24 protein-coding genes and 2 tRNA genes are annotated in these 26,304 nt (G+C 72.9%); 3 read left to right on the top strand and 23 right to left on the bottom strand.

The window, feature by feature from the left end; translation table 11 throughout:
• Window positions 1–45: 45 nt before the first annotated feature.
• Together ACIQ7D_RS09855 and ACIQ7D_RS09860 are read right to left on the bottom strand one after the other, a co-directional pair.
• Window positions 46–789 carry a fasciclin domain-containing protein gene (locus ACIQ7D_RS09855; RefSeq protein ID WP_403935641.1) on the bottom strand — a complete coding sequence of 248 codons (744 nt, stop codon included), beginning with the start codon at window positions 787–789 and terminating at the stop codon, window positions 46–48.
• A gap of 181 nt (window positions 790–970) precedes the next feature.
• On the bottom strand, window positions 971–2,458 hold the full coding sequence (locus ACIQ7D_RS09860) for a M14 family zinc carboxypeptidase (protein WP_403935643.1): 1,488 nt from the start codon (window positions 2,456–2,458) through the stop codon (window positions 971–973).
• Between the two features lie 270 nt (window positions 2,459–2,728).
• On the opposite strand from ACIQ7D_RS09860, the gene ACIQ7D_RS09865 reads away from it, so the two are divergent.
• The gene (locus ACIQ7D_RS09865; RefSeq protein WP_403935645.1) at window positions 2,729–3,592 is read left to right on the top strand and encodes a response regulator transcription factor; all 864 of its coding nucleotides are present in this window, start codon (window positions 2,729–2,731) and stop codon (window positions 3,590–3,592) included.
• Window positions 3,593–3,611: 19 nt separating this feature from the next.
• On the opposite strand, the gene ACIQ7D_RS09870 is transcribed toward ACIQ7D_RS09865, so the two are convergent.
• The 7 genes from ACIQ7D_RS09870 to ACIQ7D_RS09900 form a co-directional block, all read right to left on the bottom strand.
• Window positions 3,612–4,475 (bottom strand): carbon-nitrogen hydrolase family protein, encoded by an 864-nt coding sequence (locus tag ACIQ7D_RS09870; protein WP_403935647.1) that lies wholly within the window; start codon window positions 4,473–4,475, stop codon window positions 3,612–3,614.
• Complete coding sequence (locus ACIQ7D_RS09875) at window positions 4,472–5,320, bottom strand: flavin reductase family protein (RefSeq protein ID WP_403935649.1); 849 nt, start codon at window positions 5,318–5,320, stop codon at window positions 4,472–4,474. Before ACIQ7D_RS09875 ends, ACIQ7D_RS09870 begins: the two co-directional genes overlap by 4 nt.
• A gap of 53 nt (window positions 5,321–5,373) precedes the next feature.
• Complete coding sequence (locus ACIQ7D_RS09880) at window positions 5,374–6,510, bottom strand: formylglycine-generating enzyme family protein (protein ID WP_403935651.1); 1,137 nt, start codon at window positions 6,508–6,510, stop codon at window positions 5,374–5,376.
• Window positions 6,507–8,552 carry a WD40 repeat domain-containing protein gene (locus tag ACIQ7D_RS09885; RefSeq protein WP_403935653.1) on the bottom strand — a complete coding sequence of 682 codons (2,046 nt, stop codon included), beginning with the start codon at window positions 8,550–8,552 and terminating at the stop codon, window positions 6,507–6,509. The genes ACIQ7D_RS09880 and ACIQ7D_RS09885 overlap by 4 nt, the downstream gene beginning before the upstream one ends.
• A gap of 76 nt (window positions 8,553–8,628) precedes the next feature.
• Window positions 8,629–10,626: a WD40 repeat domain-containing protein gene (locus ACIQ7D_RS09890; protein WP_403935655.1), complete on the bottom strand. Its 1,998-nt coding sequence runs from the start codon at window positions 10,624–10,626 to the stop codon at window positions 8,629–8,631.
• Window positions 10,627–10,747: 121 nt separating this feature from the next.
• Window positions 10,748–11,239: a hypothetical protein gene (locus ACIQ7D_RS09895; RefSeq protein ID WP_403935657.1), complete on the bottom strand. Its 492-nt coding sequence runs from the start codon at window positions 11,237–11,239 to the stop codon at window positions 10,748–10,750.
• A gap of 119 nt (window positions 11,240–11,358) precedes the next feature.
• Window positions 11,359–12,069 (bottom strand): GDSL-type esterase/lipase family protein, encoded by a 711-nt coding sequence (locus ACIQ7D_RS09900; RefSeq protein ID WP_403936084.1) that lies wholly within the window; start codon window positions 12,067–12,069, stop codon window positions 11,359–11,361.
• Window positions 12,070–12,321: 252 nt separating this feature from the next.
• On the opposite strand from ACIQ7D_RS09900, the gene ACIQ7D_RS09905 reads away from it, so the two are divergent.
• Window positions 12,322–12,408 (top strand) — tRNA-OTHER (locus tag ACIQ7D_RS09905).
• 77 nt (window positions 12,409–12,485) lie between these two features.
• Here ACIQ7D_RS09905 and ACIQ7D_RS09910 read toward each other — a convergent pair.
• The 9 genes from ACIQ7D_RS09910 to ACIQ7D_RS09950 form a co-directional block, all read right to left on the bottom strand.
• Window positions 12,486–12,893 carry a hypothetical protein gene (locus ACIQ7D_RS09910; protein WP_403935658.1) on the bottom strand — a complete coding sequence of 136 codons (408 nt, stop codon included), beginning with the start codon at window positions 12,891–12,893 and terminating at the stop codon, window positions 12,486–12,488.
• Window positions 12,894–12,945: 52 nt separating this feature from the next.
• Window positions 12,946–14,379 carry an NAD(P)/FAD-dependent oxidoreductase gene (locus ACIQ7D_RS09915; protein WP_403935660.1) on the bottom strand — a complete coding sequence of 478 codons (1,434 nt, stop codon included), beginning with the start codon at window positions 14,377–14,379 and terminating at the stop codon, window positions 12,946–12,948.
• Window positions 14,376–14,933 (bottom strand): flavin reductase family protein, encoded by a 558-nt coding sequence (locus ACIQ7D_RS09920; protein WP_403935662.1) that lies wholly within the window; start codon window positions 14,931–14,933, stop codon window positions 14,376–14,378. The genes ACIQ7D_RS09915 and ACIQ7D_RS09920 overlap by 4 nt, the downstream gene beginning before the upstream one ends.
• A 66-nt stretch (window positions 14,934–14,999) precedes the next feature.
• Window positions 15,000–15,524 carry an SRPBCC family protein gene (locus ACIQ7D_RS09925; RefSeq protein WP_403935664.1) on the bottom strand — a complete coding sequence of 175 codons (525 nt, stop codon included), beginning with the start codon at window positions 15,522–15,524 and terminating at the stop codon, window positions 15,000–15,002.
• Window positions 15,521–17,956: an MMPL family transporter gene (locus ACIQ7D_RS09930; protein WP_403935666.1), complete on the bottom strand. Its 2,436-nt coding sequence runs from the start codon at window positions 17,954–17,956 to the stop codon at window positions 15,521–15,523. Before ACIQ7D_RS09930 ends, ACIQ7D_RS09925 begins: the two co-directional genes overlap by 4 nt.
• The gene (locus tag ACIQ7D_RS09935) at window positions 17,953–18,972 is read right to left on the bottom strand and encodes a hypothetical protein (RefSeq protein WP_403935668.1); all 1,020 of its coding nucleotides are present in this window, start codon (window positions 18,970–18,972) and stop codon (window positions 17,953–17,955) included. The genes ACIQ7D_RS09930 and ACIQ7D_RS09935 overlap by 4 nt, the downstream gene beginning before the upstream one ends.
• 60 nt (window positions 18,973–19,032) lie before the next feature.
• Window positions 19,033–20,463: a cytochrome P450 gene (locus tag ACIQ7D_RS09940; protein WP_403935670.1), complete on the bottom strand. Its 1,431-nt coding sequence runs from the start codon at window positions 20,461–20,463 to the stop codon at window positions 19,033–19,035.
• A gap of 17 nt (window positions 20,464–20,480) precedes the next feature.
• Window positions 20,481–21,161: a class I SAM-dependent methyltransferase gene (locus ACIQ7D_RS09945; protein ID WP_403935671.1), complete on the bottom strand. Its 681-nt coding sequence runs from the start codon at window positions 21,159–21,161 to the stop codon at window positions 20,481–20,483.
• A gap of 205 nt (window positions 21,162–21,366) precedes the next feature.
• Window positions 21,367–21,453: transfer RNA gene (locus tag ACIQ7D_RS09950), tRNA-OTHER, on the bottom strand.
• A 124-nt stretch (window positions 21,454–21,577) separates the two neighbouring features.
• Here ACIQ7D_RS09950 and ACIQ7D_RS09955 point away from each other — a divergent pair.
• Window positions 21,578–22,393 (top strand): GDSL-type esterase/lipase family protein, encoded by an 816-nt coding sequence (locus ACIQ7D_RS09955; RefSeq protein ID WP_403935673.1) that lies wholly within the window; start codon window positions 21,578–21,580, stop codon window positions 22,391–22,393.
• Here the strand turns inward: ACIQ7D_RS09955 and ACIQ7D_RS09960 are convergent.
• The 5 genes from ACIQ7D_RS09960 to ACIQ7D_RS09980 form a co-directional block, all read right to left on the bottom strand.
• Window positions 22,380–23,636 (bottom strand): beta-ketoacyl-[acyl-carrier-protein] synthase family protein, encoded by a 1,257-nt coding sequence (locus tag ACIQ7D_RS09960; protein ID WP_403935675.1) that lies wholly within the window; start codon window positions 23,634–23,636, stop codon window positions 22,380–22,382. The two genes, ACIQ7D_RS09955 and ACIQ7D_RS09960, sit on opposite strands and share 14 nt — an antisense overlap.
• Window positions 23,636–23,875, bottom strand: a complete 240-nt coding sequence (locus ACIQ7D_RS09965) for an acyl carrier protein (protein WP_403935677.1) — start codon at window positions 23,873–23,875, stop codon at window positions 23,636–23,638. Before ACIQ7D_RS09965 ends, ACIQ7D_RS09960 begins: the two co-directional genes overlap by 1 nt.
• 66 nt (window positions 23,876–23,941) lie before the next feature.
• Window positions 23,942–24,457, bottom strand: coding sequence for a hypothetical protein (locus ACIQ7D_RS09970; protein WP_403935679.1), 516 nt, complete (start codon window positions 24,455–24,457; stop codon window positions 23,942–23,944).
• Window positions 24,457–24,972, bottom strand: a complete 516-nt coding sequence (locus tag ACIQ7D_RS09975) for a type II toxin-antitoxin system RatA family toxin (protein WP_403935680.1) — start codon at window positions 24,970–24,972, stop codon at window positions 24,457–24,459. The genes ACIQ7D_RS09970 and ACIQ7D_RS09975 overlap by 1 nt, the downstream gene beginning before the upstream one ends.
• Window positions 24,965–26,296 carry an aspartate aminotransferase family protein gene (locus ACIQ7D_RS09980; RefSeq protein WP_403935682.1) on the bottom strand — a complete coding sequence of 444 codons (1,332 nt, stop codon included), beginning with the start codon at window positions 26,294–26,296 and terminating at the stop codon, window positions 24,965–24,967. Before ACIQ7D_RS09980 ends, ACIQ7D_RS09975 begins: the two co-directional genes overlap by 8 nt.
• Window positions 26,297–26,304 lie beyond the last annotated feature (8 nt).

A 26,304-nucleotide genomic window follows, 5' to 3' on the forward strand; every position in this document is an offset into this window, starting at 1 on the left:
GTGGTGCGGTCCGTGAGGTGTCCGTGAGGTGTCCGGCGGACGAGGTTACTTCGGCATCAGCACGGTGTCGATGAGATACACCGTGGCGTTCGCCGTCCTGATGTTCCCGCAGACGATCTTCGCGGTGCCGTCGACCTTGAAGTGCGTGCCGGAGCCCGAGGTCGTGAGCGGGGCGCCCTCCAGCGTCCGGAACGTGCCGTGCGGGAGCTCACGGGGACTGATCCTGCGGTTCACCACGTGGTACTTCAGGACCTTCGCGAGCTGGGCCCGGTCGTTGAGCAGCCGCTCGCGCTGCCGCTTGGGGATCTTGGCGAATGCCTCGTTCGTCGGCGCGAACAGGGTGAGAGCGTGACCGTTGTTCAGCGTTCTCACCAGAGCGGCCTTCCGTGCCGCGGCGACCAGCGTGGACAGGTCCGGGTTGTGCGACGCGGCGATGGCCAGCCGCTCCCGCGCCATGGCGCGGAGGCTGCCCTCGCCCCGCCTCGGCAGCGAGGAGCACTCGGGGCCGAACGGCACGGCCACGCCCGGCGCCGTCCTCGGCCTGCTGGGCGACGGCGAGGTGGAGGTGGAGGGGGAGGCGGAAGCGGAGCTGGAGGTCGAGGTCGAGGGGGAGGGCGAGGTGCTCGGGGACGTCGACGCCGACGGTGACGTGGACTCGGCGGCCGATGTCGAGCTGTCCGGCGACGGGGTGACCGCGAGGGCCTGGGGCGCCTGCGTTCCCAGGGTGACGGGGAGGGCCGCCGCGAGGGCGGCGGCGACAACCGTGGCACGGATGCGGGTGCGCTTCATGTTCGATTCCTCTTCCTGTGGGAGGAGAGTCCTCGGCTCATGGGTGACCGGGCACAAGCGTAGCCACGACGCGCCGGATTCGGCATCTTGAGCCGTTCGGCCCAGTCCTGCGACGGTACGGGTGGTACGGGTGGTACGGCCGCCTCGCGGCCCCGGTTCACCCCGCCCGGTGGTTCCAGGGTTACGGGTCCACCGTGTCCGGGGTCCCGGTTGGCTCGGTCCGGTTGGCGTGGTCGGCGGCGGCCAGCAGCGCCGCGTACTGGATCCCGGCGAGCGTCGCGATCGGGATCGGGTCACCGATGGCCGGCGCTGCCTCGTCCTCCCAGCCGCTGTAGGCGCGCTCCAGCTCCTGGTGGCAGCGGCGGACCGTGGGGGTGGCGGTGCCCGCCGTCACCTCGGCGGCGAGCGCGCGCAGCAGCATCCCGCCGAAGCGGATACGGAAGCTGTGCACGGAGTGCCGGCAGGCGTACCGCTCGGCCACGGTCGCGTACCGCTCCTCCAGCCCGTCGGCGCGAGCGCTCTCCAGCGCGGCGAACTTCGTCAGCGACGGTACGAAGTCCTTCACCGCCCGCAGGAAGGGCGTCGCGATGGTCAGTTCCGGGCCGGCGGTCTCCAGGACGCGGTTCAGCAGCTCGCCGGTGGAGCGGAGCCCGTCCGCCCGCTCCCGTACGACTTCGGCGTGGCGCTCGGGCACGGGAGTGTCGTCGTCCGCCTCGGGGTGGGCCCAGTGCGGGACCTCCGCGGCGAAGTAGAAGGTGCCGTACGGCTCGGTGTAGGCGGCGCTGGAGGCGCCCGAGATCTCGGCGGCGGCGTCGGCGCCGAGACCGTCCAGATAGTCGTAGGCGTCGCGCATGTCGATGACGCCGTAGACGGAGGGGGCGTACCGGGGGGAGTGCGCGGCCTCGGGCTCACCGGTGGCGAGCGGGATGCCGACGGCCGGGGGAACGGCCTCCAGCAGGCCGTACAACTCGGGCGCGGGCCGATTGACGTAGTAGTAGGCGCCGCCCGACTCGCAGTTGTGCAGGGTGGTGAGGAAGCGGGGCTCGGTGGCGTCCAGCAGCCGCATCAGGGCGAGGGTTTCGGGCAGGACACGGTCGAAGTACGCGTCGCGGTAGGCGAAGGGGAAGGTCCACTCGACCTGTTCGTCGCCGGCCGGCCGGTAGAAGTGGCGTCCGTACAGCCGCTTGTCGGTGGGGACGGCGAACCAGCCCTCGTTGAGCCGGGCGCCGTCCGGATCGACACACGGCACGATGTGCCACGCGCCGCCGAAGTGCGCGCGCAGCGCGTCGTCCTCGCAGAGGGTGGTCGCGAGATGGAGGGCGGTGACGGCGCCGACGGGCTCGTTGGGGTGCACCCCGCCGACGACGACGAACTGGGGTACGGGGCCGCCGGAGCCCTTGGAAGCGCCGCCCGGGGAGCCCACGGTGTCAGGCCGGACCGTGAAGCAGGGCAGCGGCTCCCCCAGCCGGGAGGTCCCGATCCGGCGTTCCGTGATCCGCTCCGGGTGCAGCGCGGCCAGCGCGCGGAAGGACGCGAGGAGTTCGTCCACGCCCGGGTAGGTGTCCGTCGCGGGTACGGTCCCGGCGCGCCGGATCCACTCCCCGGCGGAACCGAGGGCGGGCGTGGACGGCGTGGACGGGGCGGACGGCTGCGACGTCGCGGTGGCCATGGGGCGGGTTCTCCAGAGGGGAGCGTGGTGCGGGGGCACGGGGCGGGGATGTACCGGGGATGTACTGGCCATAGTCGCCGTGAGGGGGATGGCATGGCAACGCGGAGATACGAATGGAGACGGGGCCGCTCCGCGACCGCGCGCCGCCGGGGTTCCTCCGTAGGAGAAACGGCTGAACGCCCGTCCGCCCGCGTACGTATCCAGGGGGAAGGTGTGATCTGACGTTCGACGGTTGTTGCGCGACGGCACGAAGGAAAGGTGGGGTCACGCATGCAGGTGCTGCTCGTCGAGGACGATGTCTCGATCGCCGAACCGCTGGTGGACGGGTTGGCGCGGTACGGATTCACGGTGCGGTGGGTCGGCACCGGCGACGCGGCCCTGGATGCCCCGCGCGGTGACATGGTCCTGCTCGATCTGGGGCTGCCCGACATGGACGGCATCGACGTGTGCCGCGCGCTGAGGCAGGACTCCGACGTCCCGATCATCATGCTCACGGCACGCGGTACGGAGGCGGACCGGGTGGTCGGGCTCGAACTCGGCGCCGACGACTATCTGGCGAAGCCCTTCAGCCTGCGGGAACTGGTGGCCCGGATCCGGGCGGTGACCCGGCGCTCGCGCATGACGGCGCCCGCCCGCCACACGATCCCCGCCGGGCACGGCGCCGCGTACGGATCCGGGCGCGCGGCGGCGTACGGATCCGGGCGCGGTGCCGCGCCCACCGCCGTTCCGGTCGGTGCGGCTCCCGCCGCCCGGCCCGCGCTCGTCACCGCGATGCCCGACGCGCCGGGGACGCGCGGGGCGGTCGGCACCGCACCGCAGATCATCGGGGACATCCGGATCGACCGGCGGACCCGCCAGGTCCATGTGGCGGGCCGGCCGGTCAGCCTCGCGCCCAAGGAGTTCGACGTGCTCGCCCTCCTCGCCGAGGACCCGGGCGCCGTCTGCTCGCGGCAGCAGATCCTCGGCACGGTGTGGGACCCGAACTTCTTCGGCCCGACCAAGACCCTCGACGTGCACATCGCGGCGCTGCGCCGCAAGCTCGGGGACCCCCGCCGGATCGAGACGCTGCGCTGCGTGGGCTTCCGGCTCACGGTCTCGCCCGGCTACGAGGCACGGGCGGACAAGGTGTCCTGAGGGTTCGGCCGACCCGGCCTCAGCCGAGCGCGGTACGGCACTCCTCCAGCATGTGGAGCAGGCCCCGCACCTCCGCCAGCCCGGCCGGGTCGAGATCGGCCAGGACGGTCTCCTCGCCCGCCGTCGCGGCGCGGGCCACCGTACGGCCGCCGGGCCCGTGGACGGCCGTACCGCCGCCGCACGGGCGGTGCGCGGGGCCGCCCACCGGATTGGAGAACACCGCGTACACGGTGTTCTCCAGCGCGCGGGCGGCGAGATAGACGTCCGCCCGGTGCTCGTTGCCGGCCGCGAACGCGCTGGGGCAGACGTAGACATGGGCCCCGGCCAGGGCCGCCGCGCGCCCGTGCTCGGGGAAGGACATGTCGTAACAGACACCGAGCCCCAGCCGCCAGCCGCCGACAGTGAGGGCCGCGCTCCGCTGCCCGGGCGGCCCCGCCGCGAAGAGGGCGCGTTCGTCGGCGTGCCACAGGTGCTCTTTGTCGTACGCCACGGTGGGCGGGCCCGAAGGGCCGAACGCCAGCACCGAGTTGGTCAGCGACCCGTCGGCGCCGCGCACCGCCGCGCCGGTCAGTACGGTCACGGCGCGGGCGGCGGCGGCCTCGGCCAGCGGGTCGAGCCGGGGGTCGATGACGGTACGGCCGAAGTCCGCGCGCACCGCGTAGCGGTCGGGCGCGGCGGCGAGCGCGGGCAGGTCGTACGCGCACAGGTGCAGCTCGGGGAGGACGACCACCCCGGCCCCCTCGTCGGCGGCGCGCACCGTCAGGGCGGCGGCGTGGCGGGCGTTGGCGGCCACGTCCCCGGAGGCCGCCCCGGTCTGCACGGCGGCCAGCCGCAGCGGCGCGGAGGGCAGGGGCAGGGCCAGGGGCGGCAGGGGCTCGCTCATACGGGGGCTCCCGGGGCTCCGAGGGCGCCGGGCGCGGCCGGCACTCCGGTGATGTCGGTCCGTCCGGCCTTGGCGCCGTCCCGTTCGACCAGCACGCGGCAGCCGTGCAGCCGCTCGGCGGGCAGCCGGTGCGACACCGGTACCGGCAGATCGATGAGGAAGTCGCCGTACGCGGCCGGGGGATGCTCGCCGAGCGGTACGGTGCCGCCGTCGGCGGTCAGCAGGGTCACCCGCCACCGGGCGTCGGCGGCGCCATGGCCCGTGGCGGCCGGTCCGGTGGCGGCGATGCGCAGCAGCCCGTCGGGCAGCAACTGCGCGGCGGCGACGATCGCCGTCCGCCGTACGGGATCGCCGAGCACGTGCATCGGCCCGTGTTTGACCAGCGGGCGGACCGTTTCGAGCGGCGCGTTCCCCGGCAGGTGCGCGGCCACGACCTCGCCCGCGTACATCGTGTGCACGGGGAAGCGGACGGTCTCGCGGAGCACGCACTCGACCGCGACCACACCACCGGTGACCCATGGCGTACCGGTCGCCGTGGGCGCGCCGAAGGTGATCAGCTCGCTGCCGGTCTTGTCGATGTCGGCCAGCGAGAAGCTTCCGGCGAAGTCCGCCAACTCCGCCTGGTTCTCGGCGCAGAGGGTCAGCGAGAACTCCCCGGCGGCGGCGATCAGCGCCGCGGACGCGGAGCGGGGGCCGAGGACGACGGCCGCGTACAGGGGCGCCTTGTTGACGAAGTAGGACCACTCCGCCGCCATCACATTCGTGGCGGAGCCATGCCGTACGGAGACCAGGCCCACGGTGCTCGTCAGTTTCTTCCAGAGCTGGTCGGGAATGGCGGGCGTCATGGGGTTACGGGAGTCCTCACGTCGACGGATACGGCCGGGCAGGGCGCGGGCGGTCATGGGCGGGCGCCGGTGGCGAGCCGGAAACCGATGGGGTAGAGCGGGCTGGGGAACGCGCCGTGGCGGCGCCGGGTGCGCGTGAGATCGCCGAAGCGCGAGAAGCTGCCGCCCCGGGCGACCCGGTACGCGACGCGCGCCCCGTCCGTACCGGCGGGTCCGTCCGTACCGGCGGGTCCGTCCGTGCGGGCGGGGCCGTTCGTACCCGAAGAACGGTCCGGGCCCGCCGCGGGGTCCGGGCCGGCCGAGAGGTCGTCCGTGACGAACGACCCGCCCCGGTAGGGCCGGTAGTCGTCGGCGACGAACTCCTCGACATTCCCGCCCATGTCGAACGCGCCGAACGGCGACCGGCCCGCCGGGAACGCGCCCACCGGGGTGGTGGTGTGCACACCCGTCTCCCGGGTGTTGGCTGCCGTCGCGTCGAACGTGTCGCCCCACGGGAACGCGTACCCCAGCGGCCCCTTCGCCGCGTACTCCCACTCGGCCTCGCCGGGCAGCCGCCAGGGATGCCCGGTGCGTTCCGACAGCCAGAGCGCGTACGCGTCGGCGTCCTCGGGGCGTACGCCGGCGACGGGGTGGTTGGCCCGGTCGTACGGATAGGCGCCCAGGTACCAGGTGGTCGGCCGGCCGGGGTGGCGTGTGTCCGCCAGGAAGTGCCGGTATTCCGCGTTGGTGACCGGGTAGGTACTGATCCAGTAGTCGGCCAGCGCGACCTGTTCCACCGGTGTCTCCTTCTCGATCCACGCCCTTTCCACGCCCACATGGGCCCATGCGTCGACCACCGCCGCGACGGACCGTGGCGGCAGACCGATGGGTACGGAGCCGCCCGCCACGGCACGGGTGGCGGGCGCCGCGCCCGTACGGATGCGGGGGTCGCCGAGGAGCGCCAGCAGCCCGCCGGCGGCGAGGCGTACGGCCAGCGGCTCGGCCGGATCCTCGACGGCGGCGGCCAGTTCGGCGGGGGTCAGGCCGCGCAGCCGGGCGGCGGCGTCCTGGCCGGGGTGGAGCAGGCGCGGGTCGGCCGGTTCGGCGTGGGCGGCGAAGTGCGGGGAGGGCGGTACGGGAGAGGTGGGAGGCGCGGTTGAGGTGGGAGGTGCGGGAGGTGCGGGAGGTGTGGTCGTGTCCGGTGGAGTCATGCCCGTGTCCCGTTCCGTGTGTCGCTGTCGGGTGTCCGCTCCGCGCGGGTGCCGAGCGCCGGCGTGTGCCCGGCGGAGCGCGCCAGGGCCGTGACGTCGATGTTCCCGGCGCTGTCCGCCTGCTCGATCAACTCCTCCACCTGCCACGACCGCAGTTCGCGTACCGGAGCGTCCGGCCGCTCCCGCCCCACGAGAGACAGCCGCCCGTCCCACCCCGCGACCACCATCCGCCGCTCGTCCCACGGGGTCATACAGGAGAGCCCCTGCCGGAACGCGCTGACGAGGCGGCCCGAGCCGAGCGTGCCGACGCTGTCCTGCCAGTCGATCTCCCAGGCGTAGAGGCCGAAGTCGTACGAACCGGCGAGGACGACCGGCGCGTCGGGATCGCCGAGCAGGCCGACGCACTTGACGGACTCGTCGGGGCCGAGCAGGGTCTGTACGTTCGCGGCGCGCCGGCCGCCCGGGGCCGGGCCCGGGGCCCCGGCCGGATCGCGCGGAACCAGCAGGCCGACCTTCACCGTGTGGTCCCGCGACGCCGACGCGACCACCCGGTCGCCCAGCCCGGCGACCGCGTTGACCAGATTCCCGTGCTGCCAGAGCGTGACGCGGTCGTGCAGCCGCCCGGCCGCGACCGTACGGTCCGTGGCGGCCGACAGAAAACCGCCGTCGAACGCGGACAGCGACTTCACCGACCCCGCGTGCGGGGCGCCCCGCTCCACCTCGGCGAGGGTCACCGGGTCGAGGGCGATCAGCTCGCCGTTGTACGTACCGGCGACGAGCAGGTCCCCGGCCAGACAGAGCGAGGGCACGGGCGCGCCGAGCGGGGCGCTGACGGTCATGTCCTCGCCGTCGTGGCGTACGACATGGCCCGCGTAGGTACCGGCGTAGAAGGTTCCGTCGTGGCCGGCGACGAGCGACAGCACCGGGCTCGCGGACACCGGCAGGACCTCTACCTCGGCAGGGGCTCCGCCCGTTCCGTCCGCCCCGCCCGCCACGTCCAGGGCGAGGACGCTCCCCGAGTCGCACCCGACGAGAAGCCGGTCGCCGTGCGGGCGGTCGCCGTGCGGGCGGTCACTGTTCGGACGGTCACGGAGGACCGCGAGCGCGTTCGCGCCATGGCCGGGCCGCCGCGGAGCGGAGAGTTCCGCTCCGGTCGCGAAGTCCAGCAGATGCGGCGCGTTCCAGAAGCTGCCCGCCGCGACCAGCCCCCGCGTCGCCGCCACCGACCGGGGCCACAGCCGCGCGTCGTGCACCTGCCGGACCGGCTCGCCGCTGATGTCGATCCAGTGCAGCGAACCGTCGTACGCGCCCACGACGATCGAGCAGTCGTCGTCCGCCCACGCCACCGAGCGCGCCGCGGCGGTGGAGACGGTGATCGTCCGCAGGCACTCCAGGTCCGGCGTCAGCAGATTGACGACCCCGTCGTCGCGCGCGACGGCCAGCAGCTTCCCGGAGTGCGACCAGGCGCACCCCTCGACGGACGACGCGTAGTGCCGCATCTCCGCGGTGGCCGGGCGGCCGGGGTCGCCGACCGCGACCATGCCGTCCTCACCGACGGTGGCCACCAGCCCCTCGCAGCTCACCGAGACCATCATGCAGTGGGCCGCGTGGGAGCCGATCTCGGCGAGCAGCGCGCCGGTCGGCGTGTCCCACATGGTGGCGCGGCCGTCCTCGGAGACGCAGATGAGACGCCGGCCGTCCGGCATCCAGGCCACGGAGTTGATGTCGTCGGTGTGCCGGGCGAGCACCGTGACCAGACGGTGCCGCCCGTGCTCGGGGATCCGCCACACCGCGACCGTCTTGTCCGCCGAAGCCGTGGCCAGCAGGGTCGGCGCGGTCGGGCTCCACGCGGCGGCGTTGACGAGACGGCGGTGGCGCAGCCGCGTCAGAGGGACGGGCCTGGCCGGTTCGCCGGTGTCCCACACCAGCACGGTTCCGTCGTACGAGCAGCTCGCCAGGCGCTTGCCGTCCGGCCGGAAGGCGACATGGGTGATCGGGGCGGCATGGCCCAGCGGGTCGGGCTTCAGATCTATCGTGCGCATGGTGCTTCCCTCTCCGGGCGGTCGGTCGCTGGGGGCATCGGGCGTACGGTCCCTCGTGGCGTCGCCGTGCGGTGCGTCACCGGTCGTGGATCCGCAGGTCGAGGACGGCGGGGCGGCGGGGCAGCCAGTGGTCGCGCACCTTGACGAGACGGACCTTCTTCGGGCGCCGCTCGATCCGGTAGAGCGACAGCAGCCCCGTACGGCAGCCGACGAGCAGATACGGGGTGGCGTCGGCGCCGTGCAGCAGCGACAGCGCCTTGGGGTAGTCGGGCAGGTCCTCGAACAGCCCGAGGAACGCCCCGGTCGTGTAGTCGTACGCGGCGAGCTGCATCCCGTACGAACTGGCGATCACCAGGCCGTCGCCGACGACGGCGTTCTCGACGGTGTTGGAGAGCAGCCTGAGCCAGCGGGCCACGACGCCCTCGCCGACGACGAGTTCCTTCACCCCGCCGTCGCCGGTGAGATAGGCGCGGCCGCTCTGGATCCACAGGCGCTTGGGGTACTCGCCCTGGTCGAACCGCCACCGTACGGACGCGTCCGCCCGGTCGAGGACGACGATCACCCCGTTCCTGGTGACCAGGAGGCGGTCGCCGTCCGGGAGATAGGCCGCGGCCCAGACCGGCAGTCCGTCCACGGTGAAGGTGTCGAGCGGGCGCCCGTCGCCGGTGTCCACCTCGACGGCGCCCGCGTTCGTCGCGACGAGGGCCCGCGCGCCGTCCGGGCTGACCGCGACCGTGTGGGGCAGGGCGGGCAGTTCCGTGCTCCACCGGAGCGCGGCGCCGGGGCCCTCGCCCCCGCCGTGGCCGGTCTCGTCGTGGCCTGTCCTGGCGTGGCCTGTCCTGGCGTGGCCGGTCCTGGCGTGGCCGGTCCTGTCGTGGTCGGTACGGAAAACACGGTGGTCGCGGGTGATGCCGAGCCACCCGGACCGCCCCGCGGACCGTACGGGCGCCACCCGGCGCGTGAACCCGAATCCGGTGGTGTACTCCGCCGTCACCTGGGTCATCGGCCCGCCCGCCGACTCCCGGACACGGACGACGGCGACCCCGGTGTCCGTGGCGCAGTACAGGGTGCCGGGGTCCTCGGGCGACGGCTGGATGTCCCACACGGCCTGCCGCGGGAAGCCCATGGCCCGTACGAAGGTGCCGTCGGCGTCGAGCTGGACGATCTCGCCGTCCTGGCAGAGCACATACACCTGGCCGTCGTCGGCGGAGACGGTCAGATCGGAGAGCTGGTGCGGGAAGCCGGTCACGGTGCGGCTGATGCACAGGGCGCGCTCCGTGTTGTCGAAGATGTGGAGTTCACCGTCGAAGCCGCCCGCGTACGCCCGCAGATGGTCGGGGGAGAAGGCGACGAACTCGACGTCGTCGCGGGCGAAGAGGCATTCGTCCTCCTTCTCGCCCGACGCGCTCACCACCACGACCCCGTTGGCGATGTCGGCGTTCTCGCCCGCGCCGAAGTCCTGAGTGGCCCAGAACCGGTCGTGGCGGGCGTCGTAGCGCACCCGGTGGATGTTGCCGTCGTCCAGCTTCACCCGGTCGGGAAAGCCGGCGTCGTCGTCGAACGACCCGAACCGGAGGTTCCCCTTCTTGTCGGAGACGGCGTGCCGGGTGGGATGCTCGGTACAGGCCCACTCCATGGGGCTCGCACCGCAGATGTTGGGGCGGATCTCCAGCACCGTGAAGGTGTGCAGATCGACCACGAGCATCTGCTGGTGGTAGCCGCTGGTGACATGGACCTTGCCCTTCCAGATGCCGATGCCCCGCGAACTGACGGGAGACGGGCGCTCGTTGGGGATGAGCAGGGCGGGGTCGCAGACGGTGGCGGGGTCGAGCCGGTCGACCAACTCCAGCGTGTCGAGCGACCAGCGGAACAGCGCGCCCATCCGGTCCTTGCCGATGACCCAGCCCTCGGCGACGGCCAGCCCGTACAACGGCCTGCCCTGCGGGACGAAGGGGGACGACCGGACGACGCGCAATCGCCCGTCGAGGAGATGGACCCGGCCGTGGGTGTCGGAGGCGAGAAGGCCCGCGCCCTCCACATGCACGATTCTGACGATGCGGTCTGCCGGCTTCACGATGACGTTTCCCTGGTGTCGGGGGGTGACGGTCGGTGGGTGAGGGGAGAGCGGACCCGGCCGGCGGACGGTGGGGGAGTACCGCCGGCCGGGGTGGTGCGCCGCTTTCCCGCCCTCGCGCCTACTTGTTGGGCTCTACGCCCTGACGGTCGCCGCCGTCGTCATCGTCATCGTCATCGATGCCGTCGTCATCGTCGTCGTCCGTGCACGTGTCATCGTCGAAGGTGCTGCCGGCGGCGATGGCGGGATCGGCGGCGGTCTCCTGGACCACCCGGGTCAGGGCGTCCACCTGAGCCCCTTGCGTACCACTCCCGTTGACGAAGACGACCTTCCAGACGGCCCGCCCGGCCTCCTCCTCCAGTCCGACCCCGGTCACACGCCCGCCCCCCACCTCCCGCAGCACCAGGTCCGCGGCCTGAGCGGCGTTCTTCACCTGAGGGGACGCGACCTGCCCGCCGTTCTGGGACCCGCTCGACAGGGTCCGGCCCTCACCGCTCCGCGCGGCGCCGCCGGGACCACCGGCCCCGGCCACCTCCTCGCCCGCGACGGCCAGGCCCGTACCGCCGATCGCCAGACCACCGAGAGCGACCACGGCCACCAAGGATTTCCGCATTGCCTCTACCTCCTGCATATCGGGTGCTCCCGACCGGTATAGAAGCCGCGATAATCCTGTGACCAGGGCATTGTCCGAGTCTTGTCCGCCTCCTGTCGGATTCCTGCCCGGGCCTTCACCTACGTGAGCGGGGCGCTGACGGGGCGGGTCGCTCTCATGTGGTCCCCGAGGGTACGGACCACCGCGGCGGCCATGACGGCCTGGCCGCGGCCGTTCTGGACGAGGCCGTCGGCGCTCCACACCTCTTCACCGGCCGCCGGATGCGCGGCGGCCAGGTCCACGTACAGGGCGCCGTGGCGCAGGGCCAGGGTCGCGCACGCGTCGGACTGCGCGCGCTGGCGGGTCCGCAGCACCTTCTCGCCGAGCAGCCGCGCGCCGGGCGACCGGGTCAGGTCGAAAGGGGTCACCAGCACCACGTCGTAGCCGTGTTCGCGCAGCGGGGCGACGACACGGACCACCTCCGTCCTGAGCGCGTTCGCGTCGAACGCCGGGTGCAGTACGTCATGACCGGCCATCTGCACCACCGCCAGATCGCCGCCGAACGCGAGCGCCCGGGGAAGCTGCCGGGAGCGGACCGCCGCAGCGCTCTGCTCCCGGACGCCGAGCAGGCTGAGGCAGGCGAGCCGGGGCTCCGCCACGCGCAGGGCGTCCGCGACCCGGTCGTACCAGGGCGCGCGGTCGTAGCCGTCCACCCGCTCCACGCGCCGGGGCGCCCTGCCGTCGCCGAGCACCACGAGCCGGCGCCAGGGCAGCCCGTCCAGCAGCCGGGCGGCCTCGCCGTCCCTCAGACAACCCGGGTCGTCCGCCTCGAAGCCGGCGGTCAGGGGCATGTCCCACACCAGGTATCTCCTCTTCACGGGGTCGCGGGTCCACAGGTCCACGGATCCACGGGCACACAGGTCCACAGGCCGCGGATTCACAGGTCCACAGGTTTACAGGCCACGGATTCGCACGTGCGCGTCGGCGGACCGCGTCCCTCCCCGGAACGCGTCGCCATCTCAGGCCCGTCTCAGCGAAATATCAGGCCGGACGAGCAGAATCATCAGCACGGCGGGACGGTCCTGGACCCCCTCCCACCGTGAGGAGAGGTACCCGAAGCGGCCCAACGGGGTTCCGAGGCAACTCGGATCGGGTGAAAGCCTTCGCAGGTTCGAATCCTGCCCTCTCCGCACCACGCGCCCCCGGCGGCTCCTGTGAGGTGGAGTCGCCGGGGGCGCGGTCTTCCCGGCGGACAACGCGCCTGACGTCAGGCCTTCTTGCGCAGCACCAGAACCGCCGCGAGCACCAGGAGCGCGAACGCGGCGATGTCGATCCGCGCCACGCGCATGTTCTCGTCGTTGAGCCCGGACGTGGTGTAAGCGAGCAGCAGGAACGTTCCCATGCTGATCGCGCCGGCGCTGAGCGCGGGCACCCGGAGCGACCTGATGAACGCCGCGCAGAGCAGACCGGTTCCGACGAGCCCCAGCAGCACCGCGCGATGCCGCAGAAGCATCGTCAGATCGGCGGAGTCGGCACCGGCGACCGACACCCCGTACGCCGTGCTGATCCGGGACGGCGCGACGGCGACGAAGCCGGGCACGAGATTGATCGCACCGACCACGACGAAGAGCGCGGTGATGAGTCGGTCGGTCCACATGATGACTTGTCCGTTCATGGAGGTATGGAGGTACGGAGGGGATGAGAAAGCGGCGGCCCGGCGTACGGCTTCAGGGCGTACGCCGGGCCGCCCGGTCCAGGCTGTTCAGGTAGGCCCGCAGCAGGGGCCTGGCCGGGCGGGCCGTGAGCGGGACCCGGGGGGCCCGGTCCCGGTGCCAGGGGTAGGCGGCGGGGGCGTGGGCCCCTGAGGGGTCCTCGGTGAGGGAGTGCGCGACATGCGCCCCGTGCGCCACCGACATGGCCAGGCCGTGACCGCAGCAGCCGCCGATGTACCAGACGTCCGGGTGGCCCCCCACCCGCCCGACCACCGGAAGGTCGTCCAGGGTCATACCGATCTGCCCCGACCAGCGGTGGGTGACCGCCACATCCGCCAGCACGGGGTGCAGCAGGCGCAGCCGCTCCTCCAGCCAGGTCCAGGTGGCGGTGTGCAGCGCGGCGGCCCGGTCGGGGCGCAGCCCCGGCAGATGGACCGCCCTGCCGCCGCCCATCACCAGACGCCCGTCATGGCTGAGGCGGAAGTACGGGGCCAGGGACATGCTGTCCACGAGCGCGGTCCCGGTGGCGCCGCCCAGCGCTGCGCGGGCCTCGGCGCCGAGCGGGGCGGTGGCCACGGCGTGCACCTGGAGGGGCAGGACCGTGCCGACGGGCAGCCCCAGCGGTCCGGCCGCCGCGTTGACGGCCAGGACCGTCTTGCGCGCCCGTACCGTGCCGCTGGGGAAGAGCAGTTCGGTGGGGGTGGCGCCGGCGCCGGGGCGCACGCCCCGCAGCGGGGAGTCGCCGTGGAAGCGGACGCCCTTCGACGCGCAGGCCGCCGCCAGCGCGCCGCTCAGCGCGGCGGGGTTCAGGGTGGCGGCCGAGCGGTAGAGCAGCCCCGCGTGGTACGGGACGTCGACGCGCTCGCGGATGGCGGCGGCCGACAGGACGGGGACGTCCAGGCCCAGCGCCCGGTACGTCCGCGCCTGCCGCGCGAGGGCGGCCAGCCCGTCCGCGCCCCGGGTCGCCACGATCTGCTCCCCGGCACGCAGCCCGCACGGCGCGCCCAGCTCCTCGGTGAGCGCGACCACCCGGTCCACCGCGGCGAGCGAGGCCAGATACATCCGCCGCGCCGTGGACGGGCCGAAGCGCCGGGCGGCCCGGTCGATGGCCGGGCCGACCCGGGGCCCGAGGAGGCCGGTGCCCCGGCCGCTGGCCCCGGCGGCCGGACCGCGCGCGTCCACGACGACGATGTCCAGCGAGGGATCGCGTTCGATCAGGTGGTACGCGGTGGACAGGCCGGCCAGACCGGCGCCGACCACCACGACATCGGCGGTGAGCCCGCCGGAGACCCGTGCGGCGGGGGCCGCTCCCGGGGCGGTGCCGGGCGGCTCCCAGCAGGGCTCCCCGCCGGCCCGTACGGCCTCCGGGGCCGTCGTACGGACCGAGCCGGGGCCCGCCGGACCTGTCGGGCCCGCCGGACCTGTCGGGCCCGTCGCCGGGGCCTTCATCGCACCGCCCCGTCCGCCAGGGCGTGGAATCCGCGGGCGTGCCAGATCAGCGGCCGCCCGGCGGCCATGTGCAGGGCGGCGACCCGCCCGACGACCAGGCAGTGGTCGCCGTACGCCCGTACCTCCTCCGTCACACAGATCGACCAGGCGAAGGTGTCCGCGAGCACGGGGACGCCGAGCACCTCCTCGTACGACTCGGCGGCGAACCGCTCGGCGGGGGTGGCGGTGGAGAACAGCCGTGCACGGCCCCGCTGTTCCTCGTCGAGCAGGTGCACCGCGAAGGCGGAACCCGGCGTGATCGCGGCGAGCGTGCGCGAGGAGTGCGACAGGCAGACGAGCAGCAGCGGCGGGTCGGCCGAGAGCGAGGTGACCGTCGAGACGGTCGTCCCCACCGGCCCGTCGTCCGAGGGCGCCGTGACCACGGCTATGCCGGAGGCGAGGCTGGCGTAGAAGTCCAGGCAGAGTTCGGCGCCGGGGACGGACGCCGGATCCGCTGCCGGCGTCTGGTCCACTTCCGGCCCGCCGGTACGCGCACCGGTGATGACGTGGGGCATGGTGGGGCTCCTTCCTGTCCGGGTGTCTGTTTCTCTGGTGGGGCGGGATCCGCCGTGGTACGGGATCTACCGCCCGGACTCCAGGGCGTCGCGCAGCGCGACGAGCGTCGTGCGCATGGTCGTCCGGTTACGGGCCCTGCGGCGTACGACACCGGTCACCAGCGGGGTGACGGCGGTGAGCGCCATGCCGAACGGGCCGGCCCGGCGGTCCCGCCACTCCTCGCGGACCTCGCACCCCTCGGGCAGCGTCGAGAAGCGGTACGACCAGCCGGCCACCTGGATACCGAGGAAGCTCACATGGAACGTGAAGGCGCGGCCCGGCTCGGCCTCCACCACCCGGCACAGGGTGGGCCACGGCAGCCAGCGGGCGCGGTTGCGCCCGATGAACCGCATGCCCGGCCGGGCAGGGCCGCCCCGGCCGAGGATCCACGCGCCCCGGCACTCGGGGCTCCACTCGCCCATCCGCGCCACGTCGCTGACGGCCGCGTAGGCGGCCTCGGGGGAGACCCGGATGACGATGGTCTCGGATATCCGGGAGGGGGTGTCGGGCTCCCCCGGCACTGCGGCGGTCCGGTCGGTGCGGTCGGTCACTTGGGGGCCGTCCTTTGCATGCTGTCCGTGTGTTCGGGGGGTACGGGTACGGGCCCGGCGGGTCCGGTCGGCGCGCCGGGGCCGGTCAGGCCGCCGGCGGGCACCCGCTTGCGGCCCGGCATCCACCAGTTCACCCGGCTCATCAGCCGCATGGACGCCGGGACGATCAGAAGCCGGATGACGGTCGCGTCGAGCGCGATGGCCAGGGCCATGCCGAGGCCGAGTTGCTGGATGGGCAGGATGCCGGCGAACGCGAAGGCCGCGAAGACCGCGACCATGAGGACGGCCGCGCCGGAGATCAGCGGCATCGTGGCGGACATGCCGCGCGCCACGCTGCCGATGTCGTCCCCGGTGGCGACATAGTCCTCGCGGACCCGGCTGAGCAGGAAGACCTCGTAGTCCGTGCTGAGGCTGAAGAGCAGGGTGACCAGCAGCACGGGGACGAAGTTGGTGAGATGGCCGTCCACGTCGAGGCCGAACAGCGCGCTCCCCAGGCCGTCCTGGAAGACCAGCACCAGCACACCGTAGGTGGCGCCCACGGAGAGCAGGTTCATCGCGATGGCCTTGAGCGGCAGGAACACCGAACGGAAGGTGATGAGCAGCAGCAGGTAGATGACGGCGAGCATGGTCGCGATGACCGGTACGAGACCGTCCTCGATGACCTTGTTGGCGTCGACGCCCTCCGCGGTCTCCCCGCCGACATGGACCGTCCACCCCGCGCCGCCGGCCGTGAAGGCGGCGGCCTCGGCGCGTACGGCGACGAGCAGGTCCTGTGCCGCGTCGGAGGAGGCCGTGTCGTCGGCCACCACCTCGATGAGCGCGGTCCTGCCGTCGCCCGAGACGAAGAAGTCGACGGTGGCGCGCGCGTCCCCGGGCAGCCGGTCCCGCGCCGCCAGGGCCGCGAACGGCCGCTCCCCGCCGGCCTGGCGGAGGGTGTCGACCGCCGAGTCGGCCCGTACCACACCGCGCAGCGCGGTGAGCGTGTCGTGGAGGCGCAGCAGCCGGCCGGCGTCCGCGTCGGAGCGCTCCTGGAGCGGTACGCGTGACGCGACCACCACCTGGAGCGGGGCGGCGCCACCCACTCCGAACTCGTCCCTGATGGTGTCGTACCCCTGGCGTACGGCCGCGTCCGCGGGGACGACCCGGGCGTCCGGCGTGAAGGTCTCCAGCCGCAGGGCCGGCAGCGCGAGGGCGGCCAGCGCGGCGACGCCGGCCACCAGGAACAGCGCGGGGCGGCGCATGACCGCGTGGGTCACCGCGACCCAGCCGCCGCCGGACCGCCCGGCGGCAGGACCGCGCCGGCCGAAGCGGCCCCACTCGATCCGGGGGCCCAGCAGATGGAGCAGTACGGGCAGCAGCACCACACTGGTCAGGACCGAGAAGGCGACCACGACCACGGCGCCCAGGGCCATCGACCGGATGACGCCCAGATCCACCAGGAAGAGCGTGGACATGGCGGCCACGATGGTGACCCCCGAGGCCACGACGGTCTCGCCGGAGGTCCGCAGCGTACGGGCGAGCGCGCGCTCGGTGTCCGCCCGGGAGACCGGCCCCTCCCCGGCGCGCAGTTCGCTCTTGAAACGCATGATCATGAAGAGCGAGTAGTCGACGCCCACGCCGAGACCGAGCATGGTGGCGGCGTTCTGCACGAACACCGACAGTTCGGTCCGCCGGGCGATCACGGCGAGCACCGCGAGCGCGAAGACCACCGAGGTGACGCCGACCAGCAGGGCGGCGAGCGCGGCGGCCACGCTGCGGAAGAGCAGCAGGAGCACCAGGAGGATCAGCGGCAGGGTGATGAGTTCGGCGATGATCAGCCCGCGCTCGCTGAGCTGGTTCACCTCGCCCCACAGCGCGGCCTGGCTCACCAGGGAGACCTGGAGGCCCTGCGGCCCGTAACTCCGGCTGAGGCCGTCCTGGATGTCCGGCAGCAGTCGGCGTGCCGTGCCGTCGTCCAGCGCGGAGCCGACCCGGACCAGGGCGGTCCTGCCGTCCTCGCCGAGGAAGGCCGAGCGCGCCCGCTCGCCGGTGAGCGTGGTGTAGCCGTACGCGCCCGTGGCCTTGAGGCCGTCGTCCCGGAGCACGGCCTCGGCCGCCTCCCGTACCCGGGTGTCGAAGGCGGGATCGCCGGAGCGGTGCCGGGTGTCCTTGACCACCAGGGTCAGGGAGGTCGCGCCGCGCCCCTCGAAGCCGTCGGTGAGCCGCCCGGCGGCGACGGCGGAGCCGGAGCCCGGCACGTACCACCCGCCGCCGCTGAGCAGCCCCGGCAGCGGGGCCGCCTGCCAGCCGGCGACGCCGAGCAGCAGCAGCCACAGCACGGCCAGCGGCCACCGGTGACGGCCGGTCAGCCGGGACAGGCCGGACGGTAACCGGGACGCGCCGCGGCTCGCGGGCCGCGGCGGCCCGCTCGAAGGGGCGCGACGCGGGCTCATGCGCGGATCGCGATTCCGTGTTCGCGGTCGTCGGTCAGGATCTCCATCAGCGCGCGGTTGCTCGTGGTGAGCCGCTGGATCTTGCGCGTCGCCTTGTTGAGGATCTCCAGCTCACACCGGCCGATCTTGGTGTTGAGGCAGTGCTTGATGCCGCCCGGCGGGTTGTAGTAGTTCAGGCCGACGAAGTCCTCGGGGGCGGCGGTGAAGCGGCCCCGGACGGCGACGGTCTCGTCGGAGCTGGCGAAGTCCCAGTAGAAGTACCCGAAGTCGGCCTTGGCCTTGAGCGCCTGGCGCGGCGCGGACAGGTTGTACTCGCGGTCGTCGTGACGGAGCACCAGGAAGGTGATCTTCGGCGTCTTGACCGGGCCGACCAGCCGCGTCGTACCGGTGACGATCTCCAGGAAGCTGTCCGGGTGGTCGTCGAACCCGGCGACCTGGCCGAAGGCGTAGTGATCGGTGTGCCGACTGCCCCAGTTGTGGTTCTGGCTGCCGGTCCAGCCGTCGACGTCGATGGTCTCTCCGTCGACCGTGAGCTTGCCGGTGTAGCTGGCCAGCGGGATCCCGACCAGGCTCTTCGCCTTGGGGAATCCGCCGGTGTACATGGCGGGCGGCAGCAGGAGCAGCGGCGGTTCCGAGCCCTCGTAGCTCAGGTCCCAGCCGATGCGGCCGTTGGTGCCGACGGCCTCGCCCTTCAGACTGCCCGGCTCCAGGACCCGGTCGCTCACCCGGGCGCCGAAGGAGTCGGGGTTGAAGTGGCAGTCGGAGATCGGGTACTCCTCCTTGGCCACCACATGACGGCCGGTCGTGCCGTCGAAGTAGATCGCCCACAGCTCGCCGATGGCGGCGTGGGGCATGCCGGCGGGGCTGAAGATCGTGTACCGGATCCAGAAGGCCCGGGGCTCCGTCGGGTGATTGCCCCGCTGGTAGAAGCTCTCGTAGTGGCCGGCTTCCTGGCCCGGACGGTACTGCGTCCAGTTCAGGCGCTCCGCGTCCGCTGTGCTGGGGTCGAAGTTCATCGGGTCCGTCTTCCCATCCGATACCGGTGCTGGTACTGCTTCTGCCTCTGCTGTTCCGTGCTACGGGGCGCCGGGTGTCCCCGTACGCGCGTGCGCGGTCATGTCCATTCCGTAGCGGGGCCGCAGCGTGATCGACGCCTGGTTGACGACCCGGTGCGCGGGCACATGCCGGAACTCGTACCGCCGTACCAGCGCGGCGAGCAGCAGATGTGCCTCCATCAGCGCGAAGTGCTTGCCGATGCAGAGATGCGGTCCCGCGCCGAAGGGCATGTGCGCGAAGCGGTGGCGGCCCTTCTTCCCCTCGGCGGAGAAGCGGTCCGGGTCGAAGCGCTCGGGGTCGTCCCAGTGCCGCTCGTGGCGGTGGATGTTGTAGAGGTTGACCAGCAGCCGCGAGCCGGCCGGCACGGTGTGGCCCCCGAGCACGGTGTCCTTGAGCACCAGCCGGGGCACGATCGGTGCCGACGGGTAGAGCCGCAGCGCCTCCTCGAAGACCTGGAGCGCGTACGGCATCGCCGCCAGGTCCTCCATGGTGGGCATCCGGTCGCCGAGGACCTGGTCCACCTCCTCCTGCACCCGGCGCAGCGCCCCGCGGTTGCCGGAGAGCAGGTAGAAGGCCCAGGTGAGGGTGATCGCGGTGGTTTCGTGGCCGGCGCCGAAGGTGGTGATGACCTCGTCCCGCACCTGACGGTCGCTCATGCCCTCGCCGGTGTCGGCGTCCCGTACGTCCAGCATCATGTCGAGCAGGTCGGGCACGCCGTCGCCGCGGGAGACCCCGTCGGCGGCGGCCTTGCGGCGCTCCGCGATGATCCCGTACGTCATGTCGTCGATCCCCTTCATGACCGCCTGGAATCGGCGGTTGCGGGGGGTCGGCCAGTCGGTCGGCGGGCTGAACGGGTTCTGGAGCCGGTCGAAGGCGTAGTTGATGGCGACGTCGACGGCCTCCGGGCTGATGCCGTCCCTGGTCTGCTCGACATCGGTGGAGAACATGCACCGGCTGACGATGTCGAGGGTGACCCGCATCATCTCCGCGTGGACGTCCACCACGTCGCCGCTCCGGTACGAGGCGGCCATGTGCGCGACCTGGTTCGCGGTCGACTCGGACATCGACGCGAACATGCGGGCGATCGCCTGTTTGGTGTAGATCGGCTGCATCATGCGCCGGTTGCGCATCCAGCTCTCGTGGTCGTCGCTGGTGAGCAGGCCCTCGCCGAGGATCAGCCGGAGCGGGTTGTCCGGGCCGAGCTTGCCGTACGTCGCGCTGTCGGTCAGCACCTCGCCGGCCAGCTCGGGGCTGGAGACGCCGTGCACGACGACGGGACCGAGCCGGTAGCGGACCAGATCGCCGTGGTCGCGCCAGCCCTGGTGCATGGCGTCCAGGATGTCCTTGCGGAAGTCCAGGACGCTGCCCAGCACGGGCAGGCTGCGCGCCTCCGGCGCGGAGGGGGCCGTTCCGGGCCTGACCGGGGCGACCGTGTCGTGTGTTGCCGTCATCGTGGGCTCCGTCCCCTTCACTTCCGCGCCAGGGCGCAGACCCAGCCGAACGAACGGAGCGGCTCCGAGACGAACCGGGCGTCCTGGAAACCGGCCTTGCCCAACATCTCCACCAGGTCGTCCCCGGAGAGGATCCGCAGCCCCTCCCGCTCGGAGCGCTCGGTGAACCGCTTCCCGAGAAGACGCTGCTTCGCCGTGGGGGTGTCGGACGCCTCCCGGCTCATCTCCAGGGTGATCGCCACCTGCCCGCCGGGCTTGAGGACCCGGTACGCCTCGCTGAGCCCGCGCATCGGGTCGGGCCAGAAGTAGAACGTCTCGATGGCGCTCACCTGGTCGAAGGACGCGTCCTCGTACGGCAGCGCGCCCGCGTCGCCCTGCTTGATCTCCACCCGCCCCGCGGCGACCCCGTCGACATTGCGCCGTACGGACTGCCGGACCATCTCGGCGGAGTAGTCCACCCCGGCGACGAACCCCTGACTCGCCTGCTCCGAAAGGAGTTTGACGGCCATACCGCCGCCGCAGCCGATGTCCAGGACCCGCTGCGAGCGCCGTACCTCCATGTGCTCGATCGCCCACACGGTGAGCGTACGGTGCTGCTTGGCCATCACATGGCCGATCAGCCGACCGGCGCGTCCGTCGGGCTGCTTGAAGTTGTTCTCCACCAACTCCAGCGGGCCCTTGAGCAGTTTCTCGATCATCCGGACTTCCCTTCGCGGTTCGCAACGTCTCGGGTGGTGCCACAGAACGGGCCCACGGCCCCGGAGGGCGGGCCCGGCAACTTCCGGGAACGGGTGTACGGGACAACGCGCGCGTACGGTGCGCGGCGCCGTCGCCCTGGCTGTCCGACTGCCCCGGGCGGGTCCCCCGCGCGGGCGGGGTCGCTCCACGGCATCGGATGGTCGGCGGAGAGGGCAGGATTCGAACCTGCGAGGGCTTTCACCCGATCCGGGTTGCCCCGGAACCCCGTTGGACCGCTTCGGGTACCTCTCCCTGCCGCGGGGGCGGAACGATCACCGCTCCCGCCGCGCCACCGATGCTGCCGCAGCGTTCTGAGATCACGCTGAGATCTTCCTGAGACCGGCCGCCGGCCGGCGACCCGCGGCCGGACGGTGGAGTGGACCTGATTCCGGCCGGGCAGCAAGGAAGGGTTCGGAGGGAGGGGAACGCCATCGAGAACGACACCGCCCATGCCGCCGGCACCGGCCACGGCGACGCCCCGGGGACCGCCGTCGAAGAGGCCGCCGACCCGCACTGCCTGCGGCCCGGCGAGGCACGGGCGCTCCTCGCCGGAGCCCCGTGGCGCCGGCTGGTGGTGCTGGGGGACCTCGCCGTCGAGCGGGCCGCCGAGCCGGTCGAGGGGTACGGCACGCGGCCCTGGTACGACCGGGTCGCCGCCGCCCTGGACGAGGCCGCCGAGGGCATCGCCTACCTCAACCTCCTCGGCCGGCGCACGGGCCGCCTCGCCCAGGTCCGCTCCGGGCAGCTCCCGGCCGCCCTCGCCTTCCGGGGCGACCTCGCGCTGGTGTGCTGCGGCACCGCGTACACCCAGGACGAGACGTTCGGGTTGTACGGGCTGACGGCCGAGCTGGTACGGATCGTCGCACCGCTGCGCGACGCCGGTCACGACGTCGTGCTGGTCGGCTCCCCGCCGCTGGCCGCCTGGCCCGGCCTGCCCGCCGACCGCCGCGAGCGGGCGGCCGAGCGGCAGCGGCGCGTCTCCGACCAGGCCAGGGCCGTCGCCCTGCGCCACGGCACGCTCTACGTCGACCCCGGCCCCCGCCGCCCGGACGCCGCGGCGGCGGCCGTGTGGAGCCGCGACCGGCCCCGGCCCAACAGCCGGGGCCACGCGGCCCTGGCCGCCGCCGTGGTGCGCGCCCTCGGCACCCGGCCGGGTGCCGAGGCCGGGCGCGGACCGGTCAGGCCGCCGTGAACAGCAGTACGGCATTCTGACCGCCGAATCCGAACGAGTTGCTGACGGCCACCTCGGCGCGCACATCGCGCCCGGCCTTGAACACCATGTCGAGTTCCAGCTCCGGATCCAGGCTCTCCAGATTGGCGGTGGGCGGGATATGACCCTCCTCCAGGGTGAGCGCTGTCACCACCGCCTCGATGGCGCCGGCGGCGGCCAGGGAGTGGCCCACCACCCCCTTGACGGAGGTGACGGCGGGCCGCTCCCCGAGCACCCGGCGGATCGTCCGGGCCTCGGTGGCGTCGTTCAGCATCGTCGCGGTGCCGTGCGCGTTGACGTGGTCCACCTCGTCGGGGCCGACCCCGGCGTCGCGCAGCGCGGCGCGCAGGGCGAGTTCGGCGCCCCTGCCGTTCGGGTCGGGGGCGGTCGCGTGATGCGCGTCGGCGGAGGCGCCGTAACCGCTGACCATGGCCCGGATCCGGGCGCCGCGCGCCCGGGCGTCCTCGGCCCGCTCCAGGACCAGGACGGCCGCGCCCTCGGCGGCGACGAAGCCGCTGCGGTCGGCGTCGAAGGGCCGGGAGGTGGCGGTCAGGTCGTCGCGGCGGTCGGCCAGGGCCCGCATCTGGCTGAACCCCGAGATCAGCGAGGGCACCAGCGGCGCCTCGGTGCCCCCGGTGATCACCACGTCGCAGACGCCGCTGCGCAGCAGTTCGCGCGCCATGCCCACCGCCGTGGTGCCCGAGGCGCAGGCCGTGGCCGTCACCAGGCTGGGGCCCAGGGCGCCGAGCATCATGGAGACGTACCCCGCGCACATGTTGGGCGACAGCATGGGGACGAGCAGCGGGGAGACCCTGCGCGGCCCCTTCTCCAGCAGCACGCTGTGCTGCTTCTCCCAGGTGGCGGCGCCGCCGATGCCGTTGCCGAGGATCACCCCGACGCGGGTGGCGTCCCAGGAGTCCCGGTCGAGACCGGAGTCGGCGACGGCCTCGTGGGCGGCGACCATCCCGAGCTGGCTGCTGCGGTCCAGCCGCCACACCTGCTTGCGCTCGATCAGCGCGCTGGGGTCGAAGTCGGTCACGGCGCAGGCGAAGTCGGCGGGCAGCCCGGCCAGCGCGGGGACCTCGGAGGCCGCCGTACCGGCGCCGGCGCGGATCCGCTCCCAGCTCTGCTCCACCCCGACCCCGGCGGCGGTGACCATGCCGACGCCGGTGATCGCCGCGTCGAACCGGGCCGGTGCCGGGGAGGTCGTCGGTCGGCCGCTCATCAGACGGTGGCCAATTTGCCGGAGATGATCTCGGCGGCCTGACCGACGGTCGACTCGGGACCCAGCTCGCTGTCGTCGATCGGTACGTCGAACTCCTCCTGCGCGGCGACCGACAGCTCCACGAGGGCGAGCGAGTCGAGTTCGAGACCGCTGAGGGTGCTGGTCGGCTCGATGGAGCCGGCGTCCAGACCGAAGGTGCTGGTGAGCAGTTCCACCAGGCGCTTGTAGACGTCTTCCATGAGGGGTTCCTTCCGGAGGCGGCCGCCGGTGTGTGCCGGCCGGCCGGTGCGGTGGCGGTGGGGCCGTCAGCTTCCCTGCGGCTGCCGGGCGGTGGCGGTCACCCCGCCGGCGGGTTCGGGCTGCGCGGCGGGTGTGACGGCCGTGGTGGCGAACTGGCCGGTGAAGCGGGTGTACGCGGGATGCGCCACCGGTTCGAAGTCCAGCGCGAACGGCTTCAGGAAGTTCCCGAACAGCGCGCGGTCCCCGAACAGATGGATGGGGACGACCAGCAGCGCCCACTCCGGGCCCCACAGCCAGATCCACGCGAGCACCACGAGCGTCTGGGTGGCCAGGCTGTGCATCACGTTGTACGCGACGTAATAACCCCGGTGGATCCGCTTGGTCTTCGAGCGGTGGTACGCGATGGCCCCGGGGATGTAGCCGATGAGGTCGATGTAGACGAAGAGCCCGATCGCCGGGATCCACCGGACCTCGTCGATGTGGGCGAAGAAGAAGACCGCGGCGATCACCAGACCGAGCCCGTACTCCAGCCGGATCAGCCGGTAGGTGGTCTGTGTCTCGAAGAGGTTCTTCCCGTCCATCAGCGCGCTCCGGACGCGGCGGTGACGGGCGTGCCCAGCGCCTCGGCGACGGCGCGGGCGACCGCCTCGTCACCGACCACGGCGGCGTTGCCGCCGAAGATGCTGATGACGACCCGGGCGATGGTCTCCTTGAAGACCCGCTCGGCGACCGGGTCCAGGATGCCCGCGAGGCTGGGGATGCCGAAGTCGAACTCGGCGCTGAAGTCGACCAGGCAGTCCTGGCCGTCCGCGGTGAGCCGCCACACCCCGGCGAACTCGGCGAAGTCACCGTCGGTCTGCTCGAAGGTGATGGTCAGGGCGTCCCGGTCGAACAGGTCCGTCTCGCTCCAGCTCAGGATGCCGTTGCGGAAGTAGACGTCCCAGTCGCTGACCTCCTCCTTCTCCGAGACCTGACGGGAGGTCACAGAACGGATGACCTCGGTCAGTTCGGGATACCGGCTGAAGGCGCCGACCCGCTCGAACGCCGCGGCCGCGGCGACGTCATGGACACGGACGATCACTTGAACGCTACGCATGGATGTTGCCGCCTTCTGCTGTGGGTGCGTACCGGGCGCCCTGCGCACGGCACGCGCGGTCGACCGCCTCGTAGAAGAAGTCCAGGTCGCCCCTGGTCAGCACCGCGGGAGGGGTGAAGCGCAGGACCAGGTGCGAGTTGAGCGAGTGGTTGGCGATGACGCCGTTCATGATCAGCTCGATGAGCAGATCGCCCGCCGGGCCCGGGTCGGTGAACTCGATCCCCAGCAGCAGCCCCTGCCCGCGCACCTCGCGCACGGCGGAGCCGTAGTGCGAGCGGACGATACGGTCCAGCTCCGGAAGGATCTCGGCGCCCAGATCGCGGGAGCGGGCCACGAGGTCGTCCTCGTGCATCGCCGCGAGCGATCCGCGTACGGCGGCCATCGCCAGCGGCGCGCCGGAGAACGTGGAGGTGTGCAGATACGGGTCCCGGTCGAAGGCGCCGAACGCCTCCCGGGTGGCGACCACGGCCGACACCGGGACGACGCCCCCGCTCAGCCCCTTGCCGACGAGCAGCACATCGGGGGAGATCCCCTCCCGGTCGGCCCCCCACCAGGTGCCCAGTCGGCCGAGGCCGGTCTGGATCTCGTCCAGGACGAGGTAGGCCCCGTACCGGTCGCACAGATCGCGCACCGCCCGCAGATAGCCCTGCGGCGGGATCACCACCCCGGCCTCGCCCTGCACCGGCTCGATGAAGACGCACGCCTCGCCGGGGGAGGCCGCCAGCAGCGGTTCGAGGGCGGCGGCGTCGCCGAACGGGACATGGCTGGTCTCCGGCAGCAGCGGCCGGAACGGGTCCTGGAAGACGCTCTTGCCGGTGAGGCTGAGCGCGCCCATGGTCTTGCCGTGGTAGCCGTTCTCCGTGGCGATCAGCCGATGGCGGCCCCGGGTGCGGGCCAGCTTGATCGCGGTCTCGACGGCCTCCGCCCCCGAGCCCGCGAAGTGCACCCGCTCCAGCCCCTCGGGCACCACGGACACCAGGGCGTCGGCGGCCAGGGCGACCTGGGGTTCGAGGAAGAGACGGGTGGCCACCGGGTGGGTGGCCAGCTGTTCGGCGACATGCCGGATGACGGTGGGGTGGCGGGCGCCGGTCAGGAAGACGCCGTAACCACCGCAGTTCAGGAAGGTCCTGCCCTCCGAGGTGGTGACCCAGGCGCCCTGCGACGCCACCTCGATGTGCCCGCCGAACAGTTCGCCGAGCGTCGCCCGGCCCTTGCTGAGACGGGCCCGGTACAGCTTGCCCAGCTCCTCACGCCCGAGCGCGGGCGTGGGGGCCGCCGGGGAGGCCGGGGGCAGGGCCGGGGGAAGCGTGGGTGTCGTGGTCATGGCTCCGC

This window comes from Streptomyces sp. NPDC096310, from assembly GCF_044763125.1.
GTDB lineage: Bacteria > Actinomycetota > Actinomycetes > Streptomycetales > Streptomycetaceae > Streptomyces.

Excerpts from the sequence above, each read along its gene's own strand:
- ACIQ7D_RS09855 (WP_403935641.1), bottom strand. The coding sequence starts at position 789 with ATGAAGCGCACCCGCATCCGTGCCACGGTTGTCGCCGCCGCCCTCGCG.
- ACIQ7D_RS09860 (WP_403935643.1), bottom strand. The coding sequence starts at position 2,458 with ATGGCCACCGCGACGTCGCAGCCGTCCGCCCCGTCCACGCCGTCCACG.
- ACIQ7D_RS09865 (WP_403935645.1), top strand. The coding sequence starts at position 2,729 with ATGCAGGTGCTGCTCGTCGAGGACGATGTCTCGATCGCCGAACCGCTG.
- ACIQ7D_RS09870 (WP_403935647.1), bottom strand. The coding sequence starts at position 4,475 with ATGAGCGAGCCCCTGCCGCCCCTGGCCCTGCCCCTGCCCTCCGCGCCG.
- ACIQ7D_RS09875 (WP_403935649.1), bottom strand. The coding sequence starts at position 5,320 with ATGACGCCCGCCATTCCCGACCAGCTCTGGAAGAAACTGACGAGCACC.
- ACIQ7D_RS09880 (WP_403935651.1), bottom strand. The coding sequence starts at position 6,510 with ATGACTCCACCGGACACGACCACACCTCCCGCACCTCCCGCACCTCCC.
- ACIQ7D_RS09885 (WP_403935653.1), bottom strand. The coding sequence starts at position 8,552 with ATGCGCACGATAGATCTGAAGCCCGACCCGCTGGGCCATGCCGCCCCG.
- ACIQ7D_RS09895 (WP_403935657.1), bottom strand. The coding sequence starts at position 11,239 with ATGCGGAAATCCTTGGTGGCCGTGGTCGCTCTCGGTGGTCTGGCGATC.
- ACIQ7D_RS09900 (WP_403936084.1), bottom strand. The coding sequence starts at position 12,069 with ATGCCCCTGACCGCCGGCTTCGAGGCGGACGACCCGGGTTGTCTGAGG.
- ACIQ7D_RS09910 (WP_403935658.1), bottom strand. The coding sequence starts at position 12,893 with ATGAACGGACAAGTCATCATGTGGACCGACCGACTCATCACCGCGCTC.
- ACIQ7D_RS09915 (WP_403935660.1), bottom strand. The coding sequence starts at position 14,379 with ATGAAGGCCCCGGCGACGGGCCCGACAGGTCCGGCGGGCCCGACAGGT.
- ACIQ7D_RS09920 (WP_403935662.1), bottom strand. The coding sequence starts at position 14,933 with ATGCCCCACGTCATCACCGGTGCGCGTACCGGCGGGCCGGAAGTGGAC.
- ACIQ7D_RS09930 (WP_403935666.1), bottom strand. The coding sequence starts at position 17,956 with ATGAGCCCGCGTCGCGCCCCTTCGAGCGGGCCGCCGCGGCCCGCGAGC.
- ACIQ7D_RS09935 (WP_403935668.1), bottom strand. The coding sequence starts at position 18,972 with ATGAACTTCGACCCCAGCACAGCGGACGCGGAGCGCCTGAACTGGACG.
- ACIQ7D_RS09940 (WP_403935670.1), bottom strand. The coding sequence starts at position 20,463 with ATGACGGCAACACACGACACGGTCGCCCCGGTCAGGCCCGGAACGGCC.
- ACIQ7D_RS09945 (WP_403935671.1), bottom strand. The coding sequence starts at position 21,161 with ATGATCGAGAAACTGCTCAAGGGCCCGCTGGAGTTGGTGGAGAACAAC.
- ACIQ7D_RS09960 (WP_403935675.1), bottom strand. The coding sequence starts at position 23,636 with ATGAGCGGCCGACCGACGACCTCCCCGGCACCGGCCCGGTTCGACGCG.
- ACIQ7D_RS09965 (WP_403935677.1), bottom strand. The coding sequence starts at position 23,875 with ATGGAAGACGTCTACAAGCGCCTGGTGGAACTGCTCACCAGCACCTTC.
- ACIQ7D_RS09970 (WP_403935679.1), bottom strand. The coding sequence starts at position 24,457 with ATGGACGGGAAGAACCTCTTCGAGACACAGACCACCTACCGGCTGATC.
- ACIQ7D_RS09975 (WP_403935680.1), bottom strand. The coding sequence starts at position 24,972 with ATGCGTAGCGTTCAAGTGATCGTCCGTGTCCATGACGTCGCCGCGGCC.
- ACIQ7D_RS09980 (WP_403935682.1), bottom strand. The coding sequence starts at position 26,296 with ATGACCACGACACCCACGCTTCCCCCGGCCCTGCCCCCGGCCTCCCCG.